Here is a 25570-nt window from a genome sequence, read left to right on the forward strand (position 1 = left end):
TGGCCCGACCGCCGCTCCTGCCTCAAGGTGGTGGCGGCCGGGCTTTTTATGCCGTTTCTGGTCTTGGACCCATAAACCGGTCGCCATTAAAGTGGATTAGGTGAGGCGGAGCATCAGCAATCCATACTTCCGTATCCCACGCTATTTGAGCCGCGTACTTCCGAAAAGCCTCCTGATTGAGGAAGGCCGTTACGAATATCTTTCCCGCATCACATTCGGCGCTCCAGGTTTTGAGTTGAAACAGTCGCTCCGGGCTGATGGGGCCATGCGTTGTGACGGCTTCGATTAGAAAGAGCCAGTGCTGCTTTTCATCGTAGAGTACTACGTCAGGGATTTTGTCGTGCGTGTCACAGTTGAGCCGTAGTCGCTCTAGTAGCTCTTCACTTTTGTATAGGTCCTTTTTGGCCGTATCCCCTACATACACGACCTGCGACTCACGGGCAAACTCGGCGCGAAATTGCTCTAAGATTGCCTTTTCTAGCTCGTTGTGCTTTCCTGCCGATAACTCCAGCACCATCCCATCAGGAAGCGTGGCTAGCACTAAGCTGGATTTTCGCTTACCAGCGTAAAGCTCCAGCAAACTTCCTTGAGTAGCAACAAAATCCCGAACCGCATCTTCCCACTGGGGTTGACCATACGCACGCAGCACCGGTAAAACCGCTGCGGTCAACCGATAATGAAAATCCTGGCTGTTAGTTGATAGTCCACCAGATTCTGGATTAACGTCTATGACACCGGCGCGGATAAACTGCCGAAGTGTCTCCTTTCGAAAGGCCTCGCGGGAGTTCTGCTCGTAGCGGATATCATAAACTGGCGCAAGATACTCGTTGATAAACCGCATGATGCCGGGATATTTGCCGGACTCTCCGCGCCCCACCACGCCCATACTTAGCGCCCGGCTATCAGCCCAGTCCGCTTCCTCTGTTACGCCAGCCAACGCCAGCAAAATCAACGCGGAACGATCATTCTGTTGCGCCTTAGGCAGCCCTAATGCCTTTAGAATAGCCTGCGCCTGTTCTTTCTTATTCATGGATGATGGCTGGTAACCCTACTATTTCCGTGATGACCGATTCCGTATCGACGGTTGGGTTATCTAGTACTTCGCGCCCGATAGCGTGAATGTCCGTCAAGGGTGGTAGCGGCATATTCCGCAACTCCGTGGCGCTGACGTTGGTGTTGCCGTTGAAGGTGCGAAAGTAGCTATCGAACAATTTGCTATTAAGCAGCACTGCCAGACCTACGGCTTCCTCATCAGGCATGGTGCTAGTCGGGCGGTAGAGGTAATTCAGCTTGTTTTCAAAGCCAACCCACTCTGATTCGACTACACCTGGAGCCAAATAAGGGGCCGCTACCAGCCGGCTCTTGTCGTCCTTAGCACTAAAGCGCCGCAACAGCACACATGTGCGGTTCGGTTGCAACACGCGTTGGGTTTCAGCCCGTACCTGAATGTAAGATTCCTTGCCGGGCCGAGGATCGGGCCAACGCACCTGCATAGCGCAGACGTTGTGCAGCCAGAGCAACGCCGTCACGGGTGCGTCCACCTCGTCGGAGCGCAAATAGTCGCGGGTGCGGAAGGCCACTACCGGGCCGGTAGAAATCCGCAAACCATACGCATCCAATGAGCCCGTCCAGCCCCGAAACAACTGTACCACTTCTTTTTCGGCTTCGCCGGCCGGCAAATAGAGCATCCATTCCGTCGTCGTGCGGTCCAGCACTTCGCGCAATGGGCGCCGGTCGATGCGGCGCTGCGCTATATCCCGACTGCCGGCCGATTCAGATACCGTAACTGGTGCCTCATCCCGCCCGCGCTCCAGGCGCATGATGATAGTTTCCTGCAGCACGTTGTCACGCTCGAAGGCTTCCCGTCGGGAGGCAAATAGATGGATGTGGCGGGGCGCCAGCAGACCGAAAAAATAGCGGCGAAAAGCCCGGAAATAGCGCCCCGCCGAGAAGCTGCGCGGGGTAATGCAGACCAATTGCCCAGATGGCGCCAGCATCGTGGCGGCAATACTGAGAAACAGCGCGTAGATGTTGGCCTGGCCGTCGACCACCGGGGCGCATAGCCGCACCCGGGCATCGTCCTTGTTTAACTTGAAGTAGGGCGGGTTCGTCAGCACGATATCAATAGCTGGGGCCTCCGGGGCCCCAAACTGCAGTGGTTTCGGCGTGAGCAGCCGGCCGTATTCAGCAACAAAATCGGCTGTATCCACCTCATACCGCACCACGATGCCCCGGTTCGCAGCCCAGGCTTTGGCATGTTCCAGCGCCCGCACCGCGTAGGGTAGCACCGCGTCATCTGTTTCGAACGCCAGAACATGAATTTCTTTCACCATCGGCGCCGTAGCCACTAACTGTTCCACCACGGAACACGCCAGGACGGCCACGCCGCATCCTGGATCAAGCACCCGGACCACCGGCTTGGTAGGCGCGTCCAGCAACGAGGCCATAAACTGGCCGATAGCGGCCGGCGTGAAAAACTGCCCCCGTTCTTTTTTGTGAGTTGGTGATACACTAGCGGCGTACTGCTGCCCTAATTTTTCCGCGAAGGCACTTGGCAATTCCACTACCTCCTTTTTCTGCGCACTCGACATCATCCTTCAAAGGTAACCCCGGCTGCTGAAGCAACCAATTCCGCTACTCCGGCACTCTGGTCTACAACAACTTCCTCCTTCCCCGCCGCCCCCACGCCCAAGCCGGTAGCCGCCGTGGAAGCCAAGGCCCGGCAGGTGCTGGCGGTGCGGGCCGAGTTTCCCACCGAGTCCCTGGCCACCCTCTACGACCCGCTGACCATGCCGCCCGCGCTGGTGAAGGCCCACCAGGAGCTGGACCGCGCCGTGGACCTGTGCTACCGCTCCGCCGCCTTCCCCACCGAGCTGAGCCGGCTGGAATTTCTCTTCGAGCAGTACCGGCAGCTCGCCGCCCCGCTGCTGCCCCCGCCGCCCGTCCCCAAGGGCCGCCGCAAAGCTGCCCCCGCCGCCGAGTAAGCCCCGCCGCCCGCCCCACCCAGTTCGGGTCCGACCCAAACCAGCTAGGGTCCGCCCCCAACTAGTTCGCCAAAAAGGGAGGCCAGCTGCGGTCGGACCCCAACTGGTTCACTAAAAAGGATAAGCAGTTCGGGTCGGCCCCCAACTGGTTCGCCAACCAGGGCGGCCCGTTGGGGCGGCCCCGCGCTACAGCGGTTTTGCGAACCATGTAGCGCGGGCTTGAGCCCGCGTCCACCCGGAGCCGCCCACCCGGTGCGTGGTGGCCGAACGCGGGCTCAAGCCCGCGCTACACCGTTCGGGGCCGCCCCGACCTGGTGCGCCAACCAGGGCAGCTGCTTGGGAGCCGACCCCAGCCAGTGCGCCCAAAAACAAAACCCGTTCGGGTCGGGCCTGAACGGGTTCTGTGGGGTGGGCCAACGGGCGGGCGGCTTACTTGGCTGGCCGGTCGGCGTCGCCTTTGGGCTTGCCCTGGCCGGCAAAGCGGGCTTTCAGGTCGTCGAAAGCGGCCTGGGCGCCGGGCTGCTTGTTCTCGGCCATGAACTTGATGTTCTGGTAAATGGTCAGCGCGTTGACGTAGGCTTCCGAGCCGGCCACCATTACGGTAGAATCGGCGTCGAGGGCCAGCTGCTGGAGCTGCCGCTGAATGGGCAGCAGCGCGGCCACGCCGGCCGCGTCCTGCTTCAGCTCGTCGAGCTTCACGAACGGGGGCACGAAGGCGGGCGTGGTGGTGGCGTAGTCGGCGGCTTTCTGCACAAAGGCCACGGTTTTGTCGCCCATCCGGGGCATGGATTTGCGCTCCTCCGGGGTGAGGGAGAGGAGCACGGGGCCCAGCTCGGTCTTGAGCACGTCGAGGGCGTCCTGGATACGCTGCAGCCGGGCGGCGGCAAGGTCCTGGTTGAATTGGTTGGCCATAGTTGGCGGGTACTTGGAAAAGATTGGTGGGAAAAAGACAGGCGGCCGGGGCGGGGTACTGGCGGTGTGTAAGGGGGCCCGGGCCAAGCGGATAGGGAGCGGCGGTAATGCGGGAAATATTGACATAAAAGCGCATCAGCGCAAGTGTGCGTGCAAGTATTGCCAGGTTGCCGTTGAAATTTTATCGATTTATCATCCCATTGATGCTGGTTGCTCGTCTTTCCCGGCGGCGGTTATGGACCGGGCAGCCGGCTACTAACCGCACCGCTGACGTACTGCCTACTGCCCGAAAACAGCTCCGCTCGAAACCAGCATCTATGGTTTCGGGCGGTGCCGTTTTGGGTTCGTAGGTATTGCGTCGGCGGTGCTACTAGAGGAAGGATTGCTTCGTCCTTCGTCCTCGCAATGACGGCTACCCAAGCTGGCTTACGCGGGCTGGGGCTGGCCGGAGTGGTTGCCTTCCCCGGCCGGCTCCTCCCCTTCCTGGTCGGGGTGGCCGCCGTGCTCCTCGTCGGGCTTGTAGTTGGCTTCCAGTTCGGCCAGCTTCTCCTTGCCGTAGGCCAGGCGGGTGATGATGACGTAGAGCACCGGCACGATAAAGATGGCCAGCAGCGTGGCCGAGAGCATGCCGCCGAGCACCGTCCAGCCGATGGTCTGGCGGCTCTGGGCGCCGGCCCCGGAGGCAAACACCAGCGGCAATACCCCCAGGATAAAGGCCAGCGAAGTCATGACGATGGGGCGCAGGCGCAGGCGCACGGCTTCCAGGGTGGCTTCTACCAGCGGCATGCCCTTATCCACGCGCTCCTTGGCGAATTCGATGATCAGAATGGCGTTTTTGGCCGACAAGCCGATGAGCGTAATCAGGCCGATCTGGGCGTAAACGTTGTTGGTGAGCTTGGGCAGGAAGAACAGGGCCAGGATGGCCCCGAAGGCGCCCAGCGGCACGGCCAGCAGCACCGAGAAGGGCACCGACCAGCTTTCGTAGAGCGCGGCCAGGAACAGGAACACGAAGATCAGCGAGAGGGCGAAGATGTACACCGTCTGCCCGCCGGCCAGCAATTCTTCCCGGCTCAGGCCCGAAAACTCGTAGCCGTAGCCCTGGGGCAGGTTCTGCTCGGCCACTTCCTGCAGGGCCTTGATGGCGTCGCCGGAGGAGTAGCCCGGGGCGGCGTTGCCGTTGATTTCGGCCGAGCGGAACAGGTTGTAGTGCGAAATCAGCGGGGCCGACTCGGTGCGCTTGTAGCTGGTGAGCGTGCTCAGCGGCACCATCGCGCCCTGGTTGCTGCGCACGAAGTACTGGCCCAGGTTGCTGATGTCGGCGCGGTACATGCTGTCGGCCTGCGTCACCACGCGGAAGTTGCGGCCGTAGAGCGTGAAGTCGTTCACGTAGGCCGAGCCCAGGTAGGTGCGCAGGGCCGTGCCGATGTCGGAAATGTTCACGCCCAGCTTCTTGGCCTTTTCGCGGTCGATGGTGAGCTGGTAGCCGGGGGTGTTGGCGGTGAAGAACGAGAACGGGCCGGCCAGCTCCTTGCGCTGCCGCAGCGCCCCCAGGAACTTCTGCAGCGTCGCGTCGAAGTTGCGGATGTCGCCGCCGGCCTCGCGCTCCTGCAGCACGAAGGAAAAGCCGCCCGTGTTGCCCAGACCCGGAATGGCCGGGGGCGAGATGACCACGATGTTGGCTTCCTTGAAGCGGCTCAGGCGCTTCTGCACCGTCTCGATGAGCCCTTGCAGCTGCACTTCCTTGTCCTTGCGCTCCTCCCAGGGCTGCAGCTGGCAGAACACCGTGCCGCTGTTCGACTTGGAGGAGAAGTTCACCGCGTTCAGGCCGCCGAGGCCGGCGTAGTGCCGAATGCCCTTCACCTGGCTCAACTCCTTCATAATGCCGTTGAGCGTGGCCACGGTGCGCTCGGTCGAGGCGGCTTCGGGCAGGTTGAAGGTCACGATGAGGCGGCCTTCGTCTTCGGTCGGGATAAAGCCCGAGGGCTTGGCCCGGAACAGCAGCCCGGTGCCCGCCACGATGCAGAGCAGGATGATAACCACCAGGCGCGAGTGTTTGATGCCGCGCTGCACGCCCCGGCCGTACTTGCCGGTTACGCGGTCAAACCAGGCGTTGAATCGGAAGAAGAACTTGTCGAGGCCCTTGGAGTTTTCGTCGCGCTTGTGGGGCTTGAGCAGCAGCACGCACAGGGCGGGCGTGAGCGAGAGGGCCACAAAGGCCGAAATCAGCACCGAAATGGCAATGGTAATGGCAAACTGCTGGTACAGGCGCCCGGTGATACCCGGAATGAAGCCCACCGGCACGAACACCGCGGCCAGAATCAGGGCAATGGCAATAACCGGGGCCGAAATTTCGCGCATGGCCTCCAGCGTGGCCTCCAGCGGGTTCAGACCCCGCTCGTTCATGTTGTGCTCCACGGCTTCCACCACCACGATGGCGTCGTCGACCACGATACCGATGGCCAGCACGAAGCCGAACATGGTCAGGGTATTGATGGTGAAGCCCAGCGGGATGAAGAACAGGAAAGTGCCCACGATGGACACCGGAATGGCCAGCACCGGAATGAGCGTGCTGCGCCAGCTCTGCAGGAACAGGAACACCACGATGACCACCAGCACCAGGGCCTCCACCAGCGTGTGCAGCACTTCCTCGATGGACACTTTCACCACCGAAGCAGCTTCGAAAGGCACCACGTATTCCAAGTCGGCGGGGAAGCTCTTTTTGAGCTGCTCCATCGTCTGGTTCACGTTCTCGTAGGTTTCCAGCGCGTTGGCACCGGGGGCCTGGTACACCAGCAGGTAGGCGGCGCGCTTGCCGTCGACAAAGGAGTTGGAGGCGTAGTTGAACTTGCCCAGCTCCAGGCGGGCCACGTCCTTAAGGTACACCAGGGAGCCATCCTCGGGCCGGGTTTTCACCACGATGTCGCCGAACTGCTCGGTGCTGGCCAGGCGGCCCTGCACGAACACGATGTACTCAAAGGTCTGCCCGGTCTGGGCCGGCGGCGCGCCGATGGAGCCGGCCGCAATCTGCGCGTTCTGCTCCTGAATGGCCGCCGACACTTCCTGGGCCGTCACGCCCAGCTGCGAGAGTTTATCGGGGTTGAGCCACACGCGCATCGAGAAGTCGTCGGCCCGGCTCACGATGTCGCCCACGCCCTTGGTGCGCAGCAAGGCGTCCTTGATGAAGACGTTGGCGTAGTTGTCGAGGAAGGTGGTGTTGTGCGAGCCTTTGGGCGCGTACAGGGCCACCAGCATCAGGATGCTGGGGTTACGCTTGCGCACCGTCAGGCCCAGGCGCTGCACTTCCTGCGGCAGCGTCGGCAGGGCAATGCCCACGCGGTTCTGCACGTCGAGGGCGGCGATGTTGATGTTGGTGCCCACCTCGAAGTTCACCGTCATGCTCATCTGCCCGTTGCTGGTGCTGTTGCTCTGCAGGTAGGTCATGCCGGGCGTGCCGTTCACCTGCACTTCCACGGGCGTGGCCACGGTCTGCTCCACCGTCTGCGCGTCGGCCCCGATGTAGTTGCCCGACACCGACACGGTGGGCGGCGTGATTTCCGGGTACTGCCCCACGGGCAGGTTCAGGATGGCCAGCACCCCCACCAGCACAATCACCAACGAAATGACGATGGCCGTGACGGGGCGCCGAATAAAGGTTTCTGCAATCATATGGACCTCACCCCCCGGCCCCCTCTCCGCGGGGAGAGGGGGAGCCTGACGATTGGGGGTCGATTACGTCAGTTTGATGCGTGGTTAAGTCGGAAGTGCGCTAGAATTTTAGCTCCCCTCCTCAGATGAGGAGGGGTTGGGGGTGGTTGAAAAGCTAGACATACAACCAGCTGTCATGTCGAGCTTGCCGAGACATCTCGCGTGCTGACGTCCGAGAGTAATTTCTAGCTCTAGCCCTTCAACCACCCCTAGCCCCCCGCCGCTTGATGCGCGGAATCATCTGAGGAGGGGAACTAGCTCTAGCTTGTCTAGCGCGTGGCGCTGCTGCTGTTGGCGGCCGGCGGGGTGCCGGTGCTGGCGCCGTTATTGGCGGCCGAGCCGGCGCCCTGGCCGCCCGCGCCGTTGGGCTGACCGGGGGCACCGCCGGCAGCAGCCTGCCCGGGCGAGCCGGCCTGAATCAGGCCGCCGTCGCGCAGGCGATTCAGGCCCTCGGTTACCACCTGGTCGCCCTCCCGGATGCCGTTGAGGATGACAATCTGGTCGCGCAGGCGGGGGCCGAGCTGGACTTTGCGCTGCACGGCCTTGCTGCTGTCGCCGGCCACGAAGACGAAGTTTTCGCCCATCTGCTCGGTCACGGCCTTGAAGGGAATGACGATGCGCTGGCCGGAGGTGCGGTTGAGCACGCGCAGCACCGAGCTCATGCCGTCCTTGAGCTTGCGGTCCGCATTCGGAAACTGCACGCGCACCGTGGCCGTGCCCGTTTGCTGGTCGATGCCCCGGTCGATGGCCAGAATCTTACCCGAGGCGGCGTAGCGGGTGCCGTCGGGCAGCTCCAGGCGGAAGGTGGAGTCCTGGCTGCCGCCGCCCTTGCCCTGCAGCTCGGCAAAGCGGCTCAGGTCGGCTTCGGGCACCACGAAGTCCACGCCCATCGGGTCCTCGCCGCTGATGGTGTTCAGCAGGGTGCTGCCGGGGCTGACCTGGGAGCCCAGCCGCACCTGCGAAATGCCGATGCGGCCGGTAAACGGGGCGGTGATGAGCGAGTAGCTCAGGTCGGTGCGGGCGGCGGCTACGCTGGCTTCGGCGGCGGCTACCTGGCTCTGGGCGGTGGCGTAGGCCGTGCGGGCGTTGTCCACGATCTGCAGGGCAATGGCGTCCTGCTTGGCCAGCCGCTCGTAGCGGTCCAGGTTTACCTTGGCGTTCTGCACGGTAGCCTGGGTGCTGCGCAGCCCGGCCAGGGCCTGCTGGTAGGCCGCCTGGTACTTGCGCCGGTCGATTTCGTAGAGCGTCTTGCCCTTGGGTACCACCTCGCCCTCCTTGAAGAAGATGCCGGTGATGAAGCCCGCCACCTGGCTGCGCAGCTCCACGTTGTTGAGGGCCACCACGCGGGCGGGGTACTCGTCGTAGTAGATGGCCGCGGTGGTGCGGGCCTCCACCAGCGTCACGGGCGTGGCGGGCGGCGGGCCGGCGGCGGCTTTGTCGGCCTCTTTGTTGCCGCAGCCGCTGAAGCTCAGCAGCCCCGCGGCGTAGGTGAGGGCGAGAAGGGTTTTATTCATGTTGAGGTAAGAGCCTTGAGGGTAGGAGGGTAAGAGGGTATGGGGGTAGGAGTTTTGTTAGGGTATGAGGGTAGGCGGGTGTGAGGGCAGGAGTTTAAATCTTTCCCCTTCTTCAACCGACTCCTACCCTCTTGCCCTCCTACCCTCACACCCTAATACTGGGTGGGCAGGGTGCCCTGGGCGCGCAGCAAATCCACCTTGCTGGTCAGCACCTGAAACAGGGCCTGGTAGTAGTTGAGCTGGGCGGTGCGCAGCGTGGTTTGGGCCACGATGACGTCGAGGTAGGTTTTGATGCCTTCCCGGTACTGCAGCTGCACCACGTCGTACACTTCCTTCGAGAGGGCCAGGTTCTGCTTGCCGGTGAGGTAGTCGGCGTAGTTGCCCTTGTAGGCCGACAACGCCTGCTCAAACTCGGTGTTGATGCGGTTGCGGGTGGCTAGCACGTCCTGGTCGATGCGCTGGTCGATGAGGCGGGCGCGGCGCAGGTTCTGCAGGCGGCGCGTGCCCTGGAAGATGGGCAAGCTCAGCTGCAGGCCGGCCAGGGAGTTGGGCAGGCGCTGGTTGTAGAGCGTGCTCAGCTCGTTGCTCAGAAAAGCCGCGTTGTAGTTGCCGAAGGCCGACACCGCGGGCAGCCAGCCGTAGCGGTAGTAGCTGATCTGCGCGCTCTGCAGGGCCTTTTGCGTCTGCAGCTGCTGAAACTCGATGCGGTTGTTAGGCTCCAGCGCCACGGCCGTGTCCACCACCGCGTCCTGCATCAGGCGCAGGGTGTCGTACTGCAGGGTCAGCGGCTGCGGGGCGCTCAGGCCCATCAGCTCCTTGAGGTAGGCCGACTTGGCGTTGATGGCCTCCAGGGCCTGCTTGCGGGCCACCAGGGAGTTGTTGAGCAGGATCTGGGCCTGCTTGTAGTCGATTTTATCCACGATGCCCGCGTCGTAGCGGGCCTTGGCGTCCTGCAGGCTGCGGCGCAGACGCAGGATGTCCTCGTCGAGCACCTCCAGCTGCCGCTGCGACAGGAGCACGTCGTAGAAGGCCTTGCTCACGTCCGATACCACGTCGATGCGCACGGCCACGATGTTCTGCTGGGCCAGCTGCCGCGAGGGCGAGGCGCTGCGCAAAGCCAGGCGCACGTCGTTGTTGTACAGGGCCTGGGTGGCGGCCAGCCCCACCGTCGACTGATTGCGCAGGCCGAACTGCCGGGGCGTGTTCACCCCGTCGATGGGAATAACCGAGTAGGGCAGCTGGAAGTAGTGCTGGGCCGAGGCGTTCAGGGCAATCTGCGGCAGCCAGCCGGCCAGCCCGATGCGGATGCTGGCCTCGTTGGTTTCCTCGTCGATGCGGGCCTGGCGCACGGCGGGCTGGTTTTGCAGGGCGAATTGCAGGCACTGCTCCAGGGTAAGCACGCCGCCGGGCGCCGGCGGCGGGGTTTGCTGGGCCTGCACTGCGGGCGCCAGCAGGGCCAGCAGCAAGCCGCTAAGTAAACCAGCGGCCCGGGCCGCCAGAGGGGAATAACGCATGTAGCTCAGTCGCGCCGGAAGCACGAAGTTGGGGGTGGTTGGGGGCTGTATAACCGGCTTAGCAGGCTGACGCTCAAGGCCCGGCCGGCCTTGTAACGCAATGCCCGGCTCCCCGGCCGAAAGCCGGGCGACGCAGGCCGGAAATAGTGGGTGGGTGGTAAGATGGGCGGGCACTGTTCAACCACCGACGAGGCCAAAGGTTTTGCCCGGGCCGTTAATTTCGGGCCGCTCCCACGAGCTGCTGCAGTTGCCGGGCGTTGTGAATGGCCGAGGCGTCGATGTCGTTGTTAAAGTACAAAAACGCCTGCTGCACGCCCGGGGCTGCATCGGCCGCCGCTTTTACCTCTTGCAGGAAGCTCAGCTCGTAGGGCGACTGGTACAGGTTGGGCACGCCGTGAAAGCGGTAGTACAGCGTCGGCGCGGTGGCAATCAGCGCGTCGGGCAGCTGCGGGTGGCTCTGCCCGCAGAAGCTCACGCCGCGCTGCTGCAGCTGCTCGTACACGGCCGGCTGCCACCAGCTCGTATGCCGAAATTCGAGCACGTTCTGAAAGCCCGGGTGCAGCGCGTCGAGGATGCGCCCGAGCCGCTCCGGGGTGTAGGCGGCCCGCGGCGGCAGCTGAAACAGCACCGGCCCAAGCTTCTCCCGCAGCCCGTCCTGCAGGGTGGAGTAGAAGTCGGTGAGCAGCCCGCCCACCTCGTTGAACTGCTTGTAGTGGGTTATCAGCCGCGGGGCCTTCACGGCAAACAGGAACTCGGGCGGACTGATCTGGTGCCAGTTCTGCAAAAAGCTCAGCTGCGGAAAGCGGTAGAAAGTCACGTTCAGCTCCAGCGTGCCGAAGTGCTGGCTGTAAAACTCAAACCAGCGCCGCACGGGCAGCTTGTCGGGGTAAAAGCGGCCGCGCCAGTGGCGGTAGTGGTAGCCGGAGCAGCCGATGTGGTAGGTGGGCATGGGCGCAGGTAGGAAACGGCCCGCCCGGGCCCGGTCGCGCGGACCGGCCCGATGGGCACTGTGCATCAACCAAGCGGCAACCGGCGGTATACGCACCAAACCGGCGCCCCAGCCCACCGCGCACGAAAAAGCCCGCCGCTTTTCAGCTACGGGCTTCTTTGGGTTGAGGCTTCCAGCCCGTCATGTCGAGCTTGCCGAGACATCTCGCCGGATAGTATTCTGCTCGTTGAACGATTAATTTACTACCTGCCGTCAGCACGCGAGATGTCTCGACTTCGCTCGACATGACGCCCTGAGTGTATGGCGGATGCTTCTAGCGGTGCCTTACGGCGCGCCCTGGGGCGCGTCGCTTTCGAAGGGCGGCACGGCAATGATGGAGCGGCCGGTGCCGGTGTACACCGAGTACATGCTGGGCGGCTGGTGCAGGTTGCCGGGCAGGCGCACCAGCCCGTCGGCCTGCACCTGGTAGCGCAGGTCGGTGTCGTATTCCTCGAAGGCGCGGCGCACGTCCACCTCCAGGTCGCGCAGCTGGGCGCCCTCGGTGTCGTACACCCAGCCGTGAATCTGCACCGGGCGGCCTTCACGGGCGGCCTGCTGCAGCACCGAGGTCTGGTGCAGGTTGTACACCTGCTCCACCACGTTCAGCTCCACCAAGCGGCGGTACCGCTCGTCCTCGGTTTCGAGGGCCGCCAGCTGCTGCTGGTGCCGCTGCATCACGCTGCGCACGTTGCCCAGCCAGCTGCCCAGCACCGAGCCAGTGGGCTCGTCCATGGCCACGCGCACCCCGCCGCAGCCGTAGTGCCCGCACACCACCACGTGCTCCACGCCCAATACCTCCACCGCGTACTGCAGCACGGCCAGCAGGTTCAGGTCGGTGCTGACCACCAGGTTGGCCACGTTGCGGTGCACAAACACCTCATCCGGGGCCACGCCGGTAATCTGGCTGGCCGGCACCCGCGAGTCGGAGCAGCCGATGAAGAGGAACTTCGGCGCGGGGTCGAGGCGCAGCTCGGCGTAGTGGGGCTTGGTGGTGCGGCGCAGCTTCTCGGCCACCCAGTTGCGGCTCTGGCCGAAGAGCTTGTAGTAGGTTTCGAAGTCGGTGTCGGTGCCGGTGGTTTCGCGCTGGGCGGCCAGGTTCTGGGCGTACTCCTGGCCCTGGCGCAGGAAAATCAGCCGGATGTCCCGGGCCCGGGCCGTGTCGCGGAAGTTCTCGATGGCGCTGACCACGTCGCGGTCGATAAAAGCCGAGCTGGTGCCGTCGATTTCCACGGTGCTGCCCGCCGGGGCGCTTTCAAGCACCCGCAGGATGCTGGCTTTGTTGATAAACGAGACGGTTTTGCCCAAATCGATGCGAATCCGCTCCTGCCCTTCCACCACCAGCCGCTCGTGCCGGTGGGCGCTGCGGTAGTTTTCGCGCAGCACGAAGAACACGCCCACGGCCGCCCCGATGCCGATGCCAATCAGCAGATCGGTGGCCAGGATGGCGGCAATGGTGACGACGAAGGGGGTGAAGGCGGCCGGGCCTTCGCCGTAGAGCTGCCGGAAGATGCCCACGCGGGTGAGCTTGTAGCCCGTCACGAGCAGAATGGCGGCCAGCGCGGCCCAGGGCACGTAGTTCAGCAGGGCCGGAAACAGCAGCACGCTCAGCAGCAGAAACGAGCCGTGCAGCAGGGCCGCCAAGCGGGTGCGGGCCCCGGCGTTGATGCTCACCGAGCTGCGCACCACCACCGAAGTCAGCGGCAGGCCGCCCAGCAGCCCGCTCAGCAGGTTGCCCACGCCCTGGGCCTTCAGCCCCCGGTTGGTGGGCGACTTGCGCTTGAGCGGGTCCAGCTCGTCGGTAGCTTCCACCGACAGCAGGGCTTCCAGGCTGGCGACCAGGGCAATGGACAGGGCCGCGCCGTAGAGCTTGGGGTTGCGGAGCTGCGAGAAGTCCGGCAGGGTGAATAAGCCCAGGAAGTTATCCAGGCTCGTCACCACCGGCAATTGAACCAGGTGCGCCCCCTGCAGCGCCGCCGCGGGGCTGAATACATTCACCATCTGATTCACCCCCACACCCAGCAGCACCACCAGCAGCGCACCCGGTATTTTCGACAGCACGGGCTGTTTTTTCACGAAAGGCTGTTCCCAGAGCACCAGCACCGCCAGCCCCAGCAGGGCAATGGCCAGGGCCGTGGGGCTGATGTGCCCGGCCGCCAGCTGCAGCTGCTCCCCAATGCCGGTGCCCTGCCCGCGGAACAGGCTGATGGACTCCACCGCGTCGGCGTCGTAGCCGAGCACGTGGGGCAGCTGCTTCACGATGAGAATCAGGCCGATGGCGGCCATCATGCCCTTGATGACGGAGGAAGGAATGAACTGGCTGATCATGCCGGCCCGGGCAAAGCCCAGCCCGATCTGCAGCAGGCCGGCCACCACAGTGGCCATCTGCACCGCCACAAACGAGCCCAACGACGCCGAGGCGCTGAGCACGACCAGAATCAGCCCGGCTTCGGGGCCGGAAATACTCAGGGCCGAGCGGCTGAGCGCCCCCACCACCAGGCCGCCCACGATGCCGGCAATGATGCCCGCAAACAACGGTGCCCCCGACGCCAGCGCAATGCCCAGGCACAGCGGCACGGCCACCAGAAACGACACGAAACCGCCCTGTAAATCATTCTTCCAGTGCGTGAGGTCCCAACTGCGGTGGGTGGAGGCGGTTGTTTCCATCGGGTTGGGGGAAAGGCGTAGGGGTAGCTGCGCGGCATCCAGAAGGATGTCGCCAGCACTGGCGGAGCGGGGAGGTAAAAGCAGCCGGGTGCCCCTGCAAGGGGGGCCAACTGGTGGAGGTCCGGCGGTTCTGCTACCGGATTGAAGGCACGGCGTCCGGGCCTTCGCCCGCGACAACCTCAACTCAATCCAACTTTGTTTCGCAGCAAGTCCTACCAATCCAAAGGTACGCGCGTTTAAGCCTTTAGTAATTAATACGTAGTTAAAAATCAGTTATAATAGCATTAAAACGATATTATAGCGAAATTAAAGAGAGAAATACGCATGATTAAAATAGCTTTTAATCTCACAAACCACCTTTCCATACCATACTTACCACGTTAATTAAATTAGTTTAATACCATTTTAACACATACCCAGCTTTTCATTCATCCCCGCAGGCAAACGCGCTTTCCCCGGCTGTGTGGTGCCGGGAAAAGCGCGCGACATAGCTGCTGCTTTTCAGCCTATTAGCAGCCGCAGGCGGCAGCGGCCGTGCCGGGGGCCCCGGCGGCGGGAGCGGGCCCGCAGGGAAACAGCCCGAAGTGCCGCTCCTTCTCCCCATTGATGCGGAAGTAGCGGCCGTAGCGGGTGCGGCTGAGCATGTCGGCGGTGTTGCCGCACACCAGCACCGGCCGGCCGGTTTCAAAGAAGTGGTGGTCGTCGAGGGTGAAGCCGTGGGGCGCGTCGGGGGCGGTGCCGAGGTAGGTGGCCACCTGCCCGTAGTCCTCGCACTGGTCCTCCAGGTCGAGCTGGAAGGCCCGGCTGGTCATGGAGTAGAACTTGATGTTGCCCACCTGCCGCTCAATGGCGGGGTTGTCGATGCTGAGGCGGCGCTGGGCGGTGAGGCGGTAGTCGCGGAGGCCCAGGCCCAGCAGCAGGCGGCGCAAGTCCTCGATGTACAGCGCCCCGCCGAGGCATTCGCCGTAGGGCACCAGGTCGTGGCGTAGGGCTTCGGGCACGCGGCGGTCGGCAAACACGCCAGCGATGAACAGCTCGCCGCCGGGCTTGAGCACCCGGAAAATCTCGCGGTAGGTGGCGGCTTTGTCGGTGCTCAGGTTCAGCACGCAGTTGCTCACCACCAGGTCCACGGAGTTGTCTTCCAGCCCCGCCGCGGCCAGGTCTTCGATGTAGTCGTGGCGAAACTCCACGTTGGGCTGCCGGTAGCCGAAGCGGGCGGTGTGGGCGGCCACGTGCCGCCGGGCCACGGCCAGCTGCTCCTCCGTCATATCCACCCCGATGACGTGGCCCTGCTCCCCTACCAGCTTCGAGAGCAAGTAGGCGTTGCGGCCCGAGCCGGAGCCCAGGTCGAGCACGGTGAGGCCCTCCACGGCAGGCGGAATGCACACGCCGCAGCCGTAGTATTTTTCCAGCACCTCGGGCTCCAGCTCGGCCAGGATGCGCTTGTAGGCGGCCGGCACATCGTCGGTGCAGCAGGCGTTGGTTTTGAGGTCTTGGTTGGTTTGCAGGGCCGAGCCGTAGTAGTCCTGCACTTGCCGTTGGATGGTCGAAGCCATTGACGGGGGATAGAAGCGGTGAAAAAGCGGCCGGCAGCCGGCCCGCCCAGACAAACGTAACCAATCGGCCACCGGCCTTGTTGCCCCGAAAATTCTGCTGCTGCCGGCTCCTGCGGCCCGCCGGCGCTACCGGGGCATAACCCGCTGCCGCCCGGGGCAGTACATTGCCAGCGTTGTTCCGCCGGAAGCCCCGGCCTTTTCCTTTTGCTGATGAAGCGTATCGTCACCCTGACCCTGAACCCCACCGTGGACAAAAGCACCACCGTGGACAAGATTGTGCCCGACCAGAAGCTGCGCTGCGAGATGCCCAAGTTTGAGCCCGGCGGCGGGGGCATCAACGTGTCGCGGGCCCTCAAGCGCCTCGGCTCCGCGTCGGTGGCGGTGTTTCCGGCGGGCGGGGCCACCGGTGCCCGGCTGCAGGAGCTGCTGGCGGCCGAAGCCGTGGAGCAGCTGCCCGTGCCCGCCGCCGGCTGGACGCGCGAAAACTTCATCGTGGTCGATTCGTCCTGCTCGCAGCAGTACCGCTTCGGCATGCCCGGCACCCCGCTCTCGGGCGAGGAGCAGCAGCAGGTGCTGGCCACGCTGCGCAGCATGTCGCCCGCGCCCGATTACCTGGTCATCAGCGGCAGCCTGCCCCCCGGCGTCGAGCCCGACTTCCTGGTTGACATCGTGCAGCTGGCCCACGCCACCGGTACCAAGGTGGTGGCCGATACCTCGGGCCCGGCCCTACAGCGCGTCATCGAGGCCGGCGTGCACCTGATCAAGCCCAACCTGGGCGAGCTAAGCAAGCTGGCCGGCGTGGAGGAGCTGGACAGCGCCGCCCTGGCCGCCGCCGCGCAGGGCCTCATCGGCCAGGGCCGCTGCGACATCGTAGTGGCTTCGCTCGGGCCACAGGGCGCCTGCGTCATCACCCAGGACATGGTCGACCACATTCCGGCCCCGGCCGTGAAAAAGCGCAGCACCGTGGGCGCCGGCGACAGTATGGTGGCCGGGCTGGTGCACGCGCTGGCGCAGGGGCAGCCGGTGCGCGAGGCCGCCCGCCTGGGCGTGGCCTGCGGCACGGCCGCTACCATGAACCCCGGCACCGAGCTGTTCCGCAAGGCCGACGTGGACAAGCTCTACGAGTGGCTGATTCAGACCATGCCCGCCGACCGCGCCGCCGCCTGATTGCCTTCGAATGAAACGCGCGCCGCCCGGCAGCTATGGCTACCGGGCGGCGCGGCTGTTTCCGGCGCTGCCGACCTCAGTGGGCCGGAATGACGCCCGTCAGGCGCAGCACCCAGCCGAGCAGGTAGAACACGCCCAGCATCAGCAGAATAGCCCACCACGGCATGCCGCCGCGCAGGCCTCCGAATCCCTGGATTCGCTTGGGTTTGGTTTCCATAATAGAAGGTCCGGATGAAGGTTAGACCTAGATAATATACTATAATATATTCGTATTTTCTATATATACCTTTCACCAATTGCCTGATTCTGACTACCCCGACGGGTTGCAGGGCCAGTAGGGCGCCCAACAAGGCCGTTTTCAGCGCCGGCCTCAGCGCAGCAGCTCAAACCAGCCCTTAAACGTGCGCCCGTCGGGCACCTGCAGCAGGTAGTAGTAGATGCCCGCGGGCTGGGCGTCGCCGCGCCAGTCGTTGCGGTAGTCGGCCGTTTGGTACAGCTCGCGGCCCCAGCGCGAGTAGATGCGCAGGCGGCTGCCGGGGTGGTACTCCAGGTGCTCCACCACGAAGGCGTCGTTCAGCCCGTCGCCGTTCGGGGTAATGACGTTGTAAAACGCCAGGCAGGCTTGGTCGGGACTGATAAGCAGCTGGCCGGGACAACTGCCGCCCGCCACGTCAAGCACGCGCAGGGTGGCGGTGCGGCCGTTGGGCACGTTCACCTGCACCTCCGCCGTGCCCTGTCCGCTCACCACGCTGCCCCCGTTGTCGATGCTCCACTGGTAGTTGCTGCCGGGCTGGGCGGGCACGCTGAAGCGCATGCCGCGGCCGGCCTGCGGGCAGTACACCGCCGCCCCGCTGATGGGCAGGCCGGGCGTGAGCGTCACCGGCTGCGTGACCGAGTCGGTGGGGCAGCCCAGGGCCGAGAGGCCGTAGGCCGTCAGCCGCCCGCTGGGCCCAGCGCCCCACTCCACCTGCACCGCCGCCCCGTTGGTGGGCCCGATGATGCGCCCGCCCCGGATGCGCCACCCGTAGCTCGGCGAGCTTGGCCCCTGGGTTTCGTAGCGGCCGGTAAGGTAGCCGCAGCCGCTGCTGGGGCCGCTCAGGCCGGTGGGGCCCGCCGCCCGCGTCACCCGAATCTGGAATATCTCGGCCACGTTGCGGCCGCCGCAGCTATTGTTCTGCGCCAGGACCACCACGTCGTAGGGAGCGGGGCGGGCCGTGCCGCAGCCCGCCCGGAAGCGGAAACGGCCGCTCACGGTGCCGGTACCACTCACCGTCACCGCGCCCACCGTGCCGGCGTTTGGGGTACCGGTGCTGTTGTTGAAGGCGGCATCGAAGGGGCCGGGACCATCGAGCAGGATGCTGCTCACGCGCAGGGTCAACGGCTGGCCCGGCAGCTGGGCGGTAATGTCGAAGCCCACGTCCTGTCCTTCCTCAATGGTGTAGCTGCGGGTAGCCAGGGTGGCAGCCGTCAGCGAGGGGGCGCGGGTGGAAGTCAGGCCGCAGGGCCGCACCACCAGCTGCATATCGCGCCGGATGGTGTTCAGCAGCACTTCCTGCCCGCCAATGGTGCGGTACTCGCGCACGTCGACGGCCACCACGTAGCGGCCGGCCTGGGTGGCGAAGTAGCTGGCCAGGCCCGTGGCCGGATTGATAGCCGTGTAGCCGGCCGGCCCGAAGGGCTGCTGCACGCTGAAGCCGGTGTTGTAGTTCACGGAGCCCATACCGGCGCCGGTGCCCCCGCTGTAGGGCGTGCCGAAGCTGTATTCCAGCCTATCCCCGTCGGCATCGTAGGCGTTGTTGAGGATGAAGGTGGTATCGTTCTGGCAAATCAGGGCCACGGCCATGTCCGAAAACACCGGCGCCGTGTTGACGATGGGCATGGGCGGCAGGTGCACCGACAAGCCCATGGCCGTAGAGCCGGCGCTGAACAGGTTGGTAATGTCGATGTTGCGGGCCGATTCGGAATAAACCAGCACGTAGCCGCTGGTCGAGGCCGGCACGTACAAATCGGCCGAGTAATTGGCCACCGTCACGCGCGGAAACACCAGGGAGCAGCCGGACGGCTGCAGCGGGCTCATTTCATAGAAGCTGTTGCGCGTGACGGTCAGCCACCGCTGGGAGCCGCGCACCGGGTCCTTGTCGACGACGCTGAACATGAGGGTGGGCCGACCATCGGGCGCCACCGAGTTGGGCTCCTTGCTGAAGTACACCGTGGCCGTAATCAGGTAGTGGTAGGGCGCGTTGGCCGGGCCGTTATTGCCCAGGTACTGGTAGCTCATTTCGCCGCCCACCAGGTGCGTGGCCGCGGCGGGCCGCACCAGCAACAGCAGCAGGCTCAGCCAGCCAATAAAACAGTAGGAATAGCGGTGCAGCATACGCGGGGGGGGGGGAATAAAGGGCAGCGTACCGGGCTGCCTGCTTGAAAATAAGCTTCCGACGCCAATCCGCCGCGGGTTATTTTCACCCGCCGGCGGGCCCCGGCGCCGGGCAGCCGGCTAGCAATGCTAATGACCCGATTCCCAGCGCGTACGTTGCTCAGCCGCCCAGCCCCCGGTAGCGCCGCTGCCACACCCGGTACCAGTGCCGGTTGGTGGGGTAGCGGCGCGTGCGGCCCGCGTTGTTGACGACCAGGGCCACGGCCAGCAGCAGCAGCACGCCCGTCAGCACCGGCATGAGCACGTACCAGTAGCCCAGGGCCTTGAGCGCCGGGGAGCCGATAACGGCAATCAGCGCGGTGGCGCCGCCGGGCGGGTGCAGGGTTTTGGTTATCTGCATCGTCACGATGGACAAGGACACGGCCAGCGCCGCCGCCAGCCACAGCTCCCCGCCCACCAGCCGCTGCACCGTCACGCCCACGCAGGCGCTCAGCACGTGGCCGCCGAGCAGGTTGCGCGGCTGAGCCAGCGGGCTGTTGATGTGCCCGTAAATCAGCACCGAGGAGGCCCCGAACGAGCCCACCAGCAGCAGGGTATCGGCCGGGCCCAGCAGGTAGCGGTTGAGCAACCCGATGAGGGCAATGCCCACGAACGAGCCCAGAAACGTCCAGCAATGCTCCCGGTAATCAAACAGCGTTTCCCGGTAGATAATCAGCCGCGCCCGCCGCGCGGGGCCCCGCAGTCTTCTTCGCATAATCCGGTGGCGGAAGGGCCCGCCGTGGTTCCTCCGAACGCAAAGGTAGCCCTGCCTTGCCGTTGTGGCGGCCCTTATTCAACGGGACCGGCCCCAAGTGGTGGCGCTGCTCCGCCAGCCCGCTCCCCTACCTCGACCACACAGCCAGGCGCCTGGCTGTGTGGTCGGCTGGTACTCGCTTAGCGGGGTGCGTAATTACCTGCCCATCTTTCTGGCGGCCACGGCTGGCTGTACCCTGCTCGTCTTCGTGTTGCGCTGCGCCTACGCGCTGCTCCGGGCCGCCGGCCGCCGGTAGCCCCTGCTCCGATTTTCCCCTTATTGCGCCCATGAAAACCCTGCTTGCCCTGCTCCTCTGCGCCGTACTGGCCGGCCCGGCCACGGCCCAAACCGCCGCTTACCCGGCCAAAACGGTGTACCAATCGGCCGCGCTGACGATTACGCAGGTTTCCCCCAATGCCTTCGTGCACACGTCCTTTCTGCAAACCGATTCGTTTGGCAAGGTGGCCTGCAACGGCCTCATCGTCCGCAGCCGGCGCGAGGCCGTCATCTTCGATACGCCGGCCACCGAAAGCGACTCCCGGGAGCTGCTGGCCTGGCTCCGCAAGGAGTTGCGCTGCCGGGTCAAGGCCGTCATCCCGACGCATTTTCACGAAGACTGCGTGGGCGGCCTGCCGGAGTTCCGGCGCCAGCGCATTCCCTCCTACGCCAGTCAGCAAACCATTGCCTACGCCCAGCAGCGCCGCGCCCCCGTGCCCGAGCGCGCCTTCACCGACAGCCTGACGCTGCGCGTCGGTACCACCAAGGTGCAGGCCACTTTCTTCGGCGAAGGCCACACCCGCGACAACGTGGTGGGCTACTTCCCGGCCGAGCAGGTGATGTTCGGCGGCTGCCTCATCAAGGAGCTGAACGCCCCCAAGGGCAACCTCGCCGACGCCAACGTGCAGGCCTGGCCCGCCACGGTGCAGCGTGTGCGCCAGCAGTACCCGCGGGTGCAGGTGGTAGTGCCCGGCCACGGCCAGGTCGGCGGCCAAAGCCTGCTCGACTACACCATCCAGCTGTTTCAGCAGCCCTAGCCGCTCACCTCATTCCTGGGGTGATGGGTGTGACGTGGGTAGTTTGAATGAGCTGTTGCTACCGCCAGCGGCATCGGGTCCGATGCGGAGCAACTTTTCCCAAAGTCGGTTACGAACCACCAAGGCGGGGAACGAATCACCAAATGCTTCGCCCCAGTCCTCCAAAGCTTCGCCCCAATCGTCCAAAGCCGGGTCGCACGTCCCAAAGCCCTGCCCCAGTCGTCCAAAGCTTCGCCTCCACCCGCCAAAGCTTCGCCGCGGTTGTCCAAAGCTATGTCCCAATGCGCCAAAGCTTCGCCCCGACCGTCCAAAGCTTCGCCTCGGTCGTCCAAAGCTAAGTCACACTTTTTCCAGCGGTGGCGCACCAAAATATTCCCGAATATTTCTATTCTTGGGTACTGCTCTATTCTGCCCTGCGCACCCCTATTGCTCGTCGTTTGCCTCCCTTTTTTCCACCAATACCCACATTCCCAATATGCTTACCGCCAAACAAGACAACCGGCTCACCGCCGCCGAAAACGCCCTGGCCGCCCTGCAGCAGGACGCCACCCCCTACCAGCAGGATAAAGCCCTGCAACGCATGATTGCCGAGCTGCAACAGCTCACCAACGACCTCACCCCCCTGCGCCGGGATACGCAGCGCAAAGCCAGCAAACCCAAAACCGCCGCCAAAACCGACCGCCGCGAATTACTCGCCACCAGTGCCAGCGAAGTGGCCGGTGATGTGTACGCCTACGCCATCGACCAGCAGGACCGCACCCTGCAAAACGCCGCCAACCACAGCTACGGCACCCTGCTGAACCTGCGCGCCACCGCCCTCACCGATACCGCCCAGGACATCCACGACCAGGCCACCACCCACGCCAAAGCCCTCGAAGACTACGGCGTGACCCCGGAGCGCCTGCAGGAGTTGAAAGCCGCCATCAATGCCTTTAGCGGCGCCAAGAACGACCCGCGCCAGCAAATCAGCGAAGGCAAGGCCGCCCGCCTAGCCATCAGCGCCAAATTCAAGCTCCTGGCCGCCCTGCTCGAAGACCGCCTCAACCCCAGCCTGCGCAAATACGCCCGCTCCCACCCCGAGTTCTTCCAGCGCGTCGAAGCCGCCCGCAAAGTCATCGACCGACCGGGCAAGCGAAAAGGCGGGGATGATGCAGGCCAGCCGGACGCGCCGCAGCAGCCGCAGAAGTAGTTAGAACGTCATGTCGAGCCCTGCGAGACATCTCGCGTGCTGACGCCAGCTAGTAACCGCAACCGCTTACCATGAGAAAAGCCGCTCCACGCACGGAGCGGCTTTTCAAGTCTATCCAAACCGCCTTATGTATCTACTCTACGTTGATGAAAGCGGCGACATCGGCCTGCAAAACAGTCCAACCAAGTATTTCGTCCTGACCGGCCTGGTCCTCCACGAAACTCAGTGGCGCAATATCCTTAACGACCTCGTCGCCTTCCGTCGCCACCTGCGCACCACCAAGGATTTAAAGCTGCGCGAGGAAATCCACGCCGCCCCGTTCATCAACAATCCCGGCCCCCTCGTCCGCATCAAACGCCACGACCGGCTCGATATCCTCAAGCAGTGCATTGACTTCCTCGGCAACCGCACTGATGTCAGCATCATCACCGTCGTAGTCAACAAAACCACCAAGCCCGCTACCTACGATGTCTTCGAAGCAGCTTGGCAAACCCTGATTCAGCGCTTCGAGAATACCATCCGCCACCGCAACTTCCCCGGCGCCTTCCCCGACCAGCGCGGCCTCATCCTCCCCGACAACACCGACGGCGGCAAGCTTACCGCCCTGTTGCGCCGGATGCGCTATTACAACCCCGTTCCCAGTCAGGGCTACTACCAGCAACTGGGCAGCACGTACCGCAACATGACCCTGCAGTACGTCATCGAAGACCCCTTCCTGAAGGATTCTGCCCACTCCTTCATCCACCAGCTCATCGACGTGGTAGCTTATTGTGCCCGCCAGCTCTACGAGCCCAACGCCTACATGAAAAAGAAGCAGGGCCACAACTTCTACCGCCGTTTACTCAGCGTCATCAATCCCCACGCCACCCGCAGCCACGCCCTGCACATCGTAGAGCTATAAAAGAAAAGGGGCTGCCAAAGGCAGCCCCGGAGGAATCCTACTAGGGCGACTAGCACCCGTCCAGATTCGTTGCAAGTATAACGAAAGTTCAGCGCAGGCAGTTCGCCGGCTACGCAACAGCAGCTCCACCGGCAGCTCCAAGTTCAGCCGAAACGCCGCCGCCCGCACCACGCCCCGCGCTTCTTCCTCGTTCAGGAGCTGCAAGCCCTACAACCTTAGCTCCCTGAACTCAGCGCCACGTCTTGGTAGCCAGCCGTGCAGAAAGGCCACAGAGGCAAAATTGCAGCGCCGTTGGGAACCTGCTTCGAATAAGCTAGTTTTGACTAGTATGAAAATCACGCTCGAAGTCCCCGACCACAAAGCTGCCTTCGTGATGGAGTTGCTGCAGAGCATTCCCTTCATCAAAGCCAAAGCCGTGCGCAGCAAAGCCAAGCCGCAGGATGAAACCGAGTACCTGCTGAGCACCGAAGCCAACCGCAAGGCCCTCACCGCCTCCATCGAAGCCCTTGAACGCGGCGAGTTCACCCAGCACGACCTGATTGAGGGATGATACTCTGCTGGGACGCGGCTGCCTGGCAACAGTACCTCCACTGGCAGGAAACCGACAAAGCCCTCCTGCGCAAAATCAATGACCTCGTCAAGGAGTGTATGCGCACACCCTTCACCGGTACCGGCAAGCCCGAACCCCTGAAAGGCAACTTCCGCGGCTACTGGTCGCGCCGCATCACCCACGAGCACCGCCTGGTCTACAAGCTCGCCGGCGACGAGCTACGCATTGCCCAGTGCCGCTTCCACTACGACGATAAGTAGCCGTAGCTCTACCGGCCTCCGCCTGGAAAACTGACTTGACGCCCCGCCCGCCGGCAACGTAGCCCCGCCCCTGTGGCTGCTGCGGCTGCTTAGAGGCGCGGTGTGGGAAGGTTCGGCAGAAACGCCGCCCGCACCACGCCCCGCGCTTCTACCTAGTTTGGTTGCTGCTTGTCGGTTATGCCGAGCAGATTGTCTTCGAGTGCATAGGTGTATCACTACGCAGGCACTACTTGCAGATAGATTTGTCTTCGTAGATTGGCCTTGACGAAAACGGAAGCCTAAAAGGCTTCGAATGGCTGTCTGTAAACGCAAATGATTTCTCAAAAACTAAAGACAAGCACACCATGGAGATTATTCTAAACAATGTAAACCACAACGACAAAGACTTTATTCGCAAACTATTTAATGACAATTTAGTCAAAGAATACATAATACTACCATCTGAAATACGCCATGACCCTGCGTTACTCGTAGACGTATGGCTAGACAACGACAAGAACAATTCCGGCGCTACATATATAATTTCTGTTGTAGAGGTAAGTCCCTACACAAGAAATGAGATTTTTACTCCGTGCGGGTTTATATCATTTGAACGACAATCTATCAATACAGGAAATATTGCGTTTGCCCTATCTGAGAATTTCAGAGGAAAGGGCATTACAAAAACAGCAATGGGGCTTGTTTTAGACGTCTTAACAAATGCCAAAGTACACAAAGTAGAGGCTGATATTGACAAAGACAATATTGCGTCCGAGAAGATTGTTGAGTTATTCGGCTTTACAACAGATAGAAGCAAAGTATACTTTGACTTAGAGAATGGAGCCAAATTAAGGAACAAATGGTATAAAACCCTGCAATAACATGCATATCGATTTATTCAGAGTAGCTCTTTCAAGAATCGAAAGCAAGTATTTCGACCTTCAAGTGGCTTACAAGCAAAACCATATTATTCGTGAGAGAATATTTTGCTATGAACTTTATCACCAATTAAGAGCATTATCCCAACATTTGCCTTTGACAATAAACGGTGAACCTGACAAAAGATTCCACGACCACATCAACAGATTAGATTGGCGAAACCCAGATTTTATTGTACACAAACCAGGATCTTGGCATGACAACACGTTGATATGTGAAGTCAAAGGAATTTTAAACTCAAAAGACACTAGAGGGATTTTCAAAGACATTCAAACTTTACTAATATACACCAATAAATATAAATATAAAGCGGGGCTGTTCATCTTATACAACCACAGAATGGATGAATTGACAACTTTATTAAAAGACAAAAGGCACAAAATTGCTAATACTTATGAATATGACTCTGTATATCTGATGACAGCAGAATCTGCGGGAGATGTAGAAGGTCCCATTAGTTTAGCTGAAGTTTTACATACCTGAAAATTTGTCTACACTCAGCCAAAGCAACACATCAAAATCAGCCAAAAAGTCCGAATCCTCCCTT

21 protein-coding genes are annotated in these 25570 nt (G+C 62.7%); 9 read left to right on the plus strand and 12 right to left on the minus strand.

Annotated elements, in window-relative coordinates:
- Nucleotides 1-46: 46 nt before the first annotated feature.
- The gene (locus EJV47_RS09745) at nt 47-1030 is read right to left on the minus strand and encodes a BsuBI/PstI family type II restriction endonuclease (RefSeq protein ID WP_126692952.1); all 984 of its coding nucleotides are present in this window, start codon (nt 1028-1030) and stop codon (nt 47-49) included.
- Nucleotides 1023-2594 carry an Eco57I restriction-modification methylase domain-containing protein gene (locus tag EJV47_RS09750; RefSeq protein ID WP_126692953.1) on the minus strand — a complete coding sequence of 524 codons (1572 nt, stop codon included), beginning with the start codon at nt 2592-2594 and terminating at the stop codon, nt 1023-1025. Before EJV47_RS09750 ends, EJV47_RS09745 begins: the two co-directional genes overlap by 8 nt.
- On the opposite strand from EJV47_RS09750, the gene EJV47_RS09755 reads away from it, so the two are divergent.
- Nucleotides 2577-2984, plus strand: a complete 408-nt coding sequence (locus EJV47_RS09755) for a type IIL restriction-modification enzyme MmeI (protein WP_424321756.1) — start codon at nt 2577-2579, stop codon at nt 2982-2984. The two genes, EJV47_RS09750 and EJV47_RS09755, sit on opposite strands and share 18 nt — an antisense overlap.
- A gap of 429 nt (nt 2985-3413) precedes the next feature.
- On the opposite strand, the gene EJV47_RS09760 is transcribed toward EJV47_RS09755, so the two are convergent.
- The 7 genes from EJV47_RS09760 to EJV47_RS09790 form a co-directional block, all read right to left on the minus strand.
- Nucleotides 3414-3896 (minus strand): hypothetical protein, encoded by a 483-nt coding sequence (locus tag EJV47_RS09760; protein ID WP_126692954.1) that lies wholly within the window; start codon nt 3894-3896, stop codon nt 3414-3416.
- Nucleotides 3897-4322: 426 nt separating this feature from the next.
- On the minus strand, nt 4323-7562 hold the full coding sequence (locus EJV47_RS09765) for an efflux RND transporter permease subunit (protein WP_126692955.1): 3240 nt from the start codon (nt 7560-7562) through the stop codon (nt 4323-4325).
- A 308-nt stretch (nt 7563-7870) separates the two neighbouring features.
- On the minus strand, nt 7871-9115 hold the full coding sequence (locus EJV47_RS09770) for an efflux RND transporter periplasmic adaptor subunit (RefSeq protein ID WP_126692956.1): 1245 nt from the start codon (nt 9113-9115) through the stop codon (nt 7871-7873).
- A 152-nt stretch (nt 9116-9267) separates the two neighbouring features.
- The gene (locus EJV47_RS09775) at nt 9268-10629 is read right to left on the minus strand and encodes a TolC family protein (protein ID WP_126692957.1); all 1362 of its coding nucleotides are present in this window, start codon (nt 10627-10629) and stop codon (nt 9268-9270) included.
- Nucleotides 10630-10843: 214 nt separating this feature from the next.
- The gene (locus tag EJV47_RS09780) at nt 10844-11578 is read right to left on the minus strand and encodes a DUF72 domain-containing protein (protein ID WP_126692958.1); all 735 of its coding nucleotides are present in this window, start codon (nt 11576-11578) and stop codon (nt 10844-10846) included.
- Between the two features lie 324 nt (nt 11579-11902).
- The gene (locus tag EJV47_RS09785; RefSeq protein ID WP_126692959.1) at nt 11903-14281 is read right to left on the minus strand and encodes a SulP family inorganic anion transporter; all 2379 of its coding nucleotides are present in this window, start codon (nt 14279-14281) and stop codon (nt 11903-11905) included.
- Between the two features lie 509 nt (nt 14282-14790).
- Nucleotides 14791-15837, minus strand: coding sequence for a methyltransferase domain-containing protein (locus tag EJV47_RS09790; protein WP_126692960.1), 1047 nt, complete (start codon nt 15835-15837; stop codon nt 14791-14793).
- A gap of 210 nt (nt 15838-16047) precedes the next feature.
- On the opposite strand from EJV47_RS09790, the gene EJV47_RS09795 reads away from it, so the two are divergent.
- A complete protein-coding gene (locus tag EJV47_RS09795) occupies nt 16048-17004 on the plus strand; it encodes a 1-phosphofructokinase family hexose kinase (RefSeq protein ID WP_126692961.1) in 957 nt (318 codons plus the stop codon).
- Between the two features lie 76 nt (nt 17005-17080).
- On the opposite strand, the gene EJV47_RS27980 is transcribed toward EJV47_RS09795, so the two are convergent.
- The 3 genes from EJV47_RS27980 to EJV47_RS09805 all read right to left on the minus strand — a co-directional run bounded on the left by EJV47_RS27980 (nt 17081) and on the right by EJV47_RS09805 (nt 20132).
- The gene (locus tag EJV47_RS27980; RefSeq protein ID WP_165903681.1) at nt 17081-17221 is read right to left on the minus strand and encodes a hypothetical protein; all 141 of its coding nucleotides are present in this window, start codon (nt 17219-17221) and stop codon (nt 17081-17083) included.
- 153 nt (nt 17222-17374) lie between these two features.
- On the minus strand, nt 17375-19378 hold the full coding sequence (locus EJV47_RS09800; protein WP_126692962.1) for a T9SS type B sorting domain-containing protein: 2004 nt from the start codon (nt 19376-19378) through the stop codon (nt 17375-17377).
- Between the two features lie 160 nt (nt 19379-19538).
- A complete protein-coding gene (locus tag EJV47_RS09805; RefSeq protein WP_126692963.1) occupies nt 19539-20132 on the minus strand; it encodes an HPP family protein in 594 nt (197 codons plus the stop codon).
- Nucleotides 20133-20458: 326 nt separating this feature from the next.
- Between EJV47_RS09805 and bla the strand changes: the two genes are divergently transcribed.
- From bla to EJV47_RS09840, 7 genes are all read left to right on the plus strand, one after another.
- Nucleotides 20459-21205 carry a subclass B1 metallo-beta-lactamase gene (gene bla / locus EJV47_RS09810; RefSeq protein ID WP_126692964.1) on the plus strand — a complete coding sequence of 249 codons (747 nt, stop codon included), beginning with the start codon at nt 20459-20461 and terminating at the stop codon, nt 21203-21205.
- 475 nt (nt 21206-21680) lie between these two features.
- Nucleotides 21681-22394 carry a hypothetical protein gene (locus EJV47_RS09815; protein WP_126692965.1) on the plus strand — a complete coding sequence of 238 codons (714 nt, stop codon included), beginning with the start codon at nt 21681-21683 and terminating at the stop codon, nt 22392-22394.
- 127 nt (nt 22395-22521) lie between these two features.
- Nucleotides 22522-23295 carry a DUF3800 domain-containing protein gene (locus EJV47_RS09820; protein ID WP_126692966.1) on the plus strand — a complete coding sequence of 258 codons (774 nt, stop codon included), beginning with the start codon at nt 22522-22524 and terminating at the stop codon, nt 23293-23295.
- Nucleotides 23296-23623: 328 nt separating this feature from the next.
- Nucleotides 23624-23845, plus strand: a complete 222-nt coding sequence (locus EJV47_RS09825; protein WP_126692967.1) for a type II toxin-antitoxin system Phd/YefM family antitoxin — start codon at nt 23624-23626, stop codon at nt 23843-23845.
- On the plus strand, nt 23842-24105 hold the full coding sequence (locus tag EJV47_RS09830) for a Txe/YoeB family addiction module toxin (RefSeq protein ID WP_126692968.1): 264 nt from the start codon (nt 23842-23844) through the stop codon (nt 24103-24105). Before EJV47_RS09825 ends, EJV47_RS09830 begins: the two co-directional genes overlap by 4 nt.
- Nucleotides 24106-24449: 344 nt before the next feature.
- The gene (locus EJV47_RS09835; RefSeq protein ID WP_126692969.1) at nt 24450-24965 is read left to right on the plus strand and encodes a GNAT family N-acetyltransferase; all 516 of its coding nucleotides are present in this window, start codon (nt 24450-24452) and stop codon (nt 24963-24965) included.
- A 1-nt stretch (nt 24966) separates the two neighbouring features.
- A complete protein-coding gene (locus EJV47_RS09840; protein ID WP_126692970.1) occupies nt 24967-25506 on the plus strand; it encodes a hypothetical protein in 540 nt (179 codons plus the stop codon).
- The last annotated feature ends 64 nt before the right edge of the window (nt 25507-25570 follow it).

This window comes from Hymenobacter gummosus (assembly GCF_003970915.1).
GTDB lineage: Bacteria > Bacteroidota > Bacteroidia > Cytophagales > Hymenobacteraceae > Solirubrum > Solirubrum gummosum.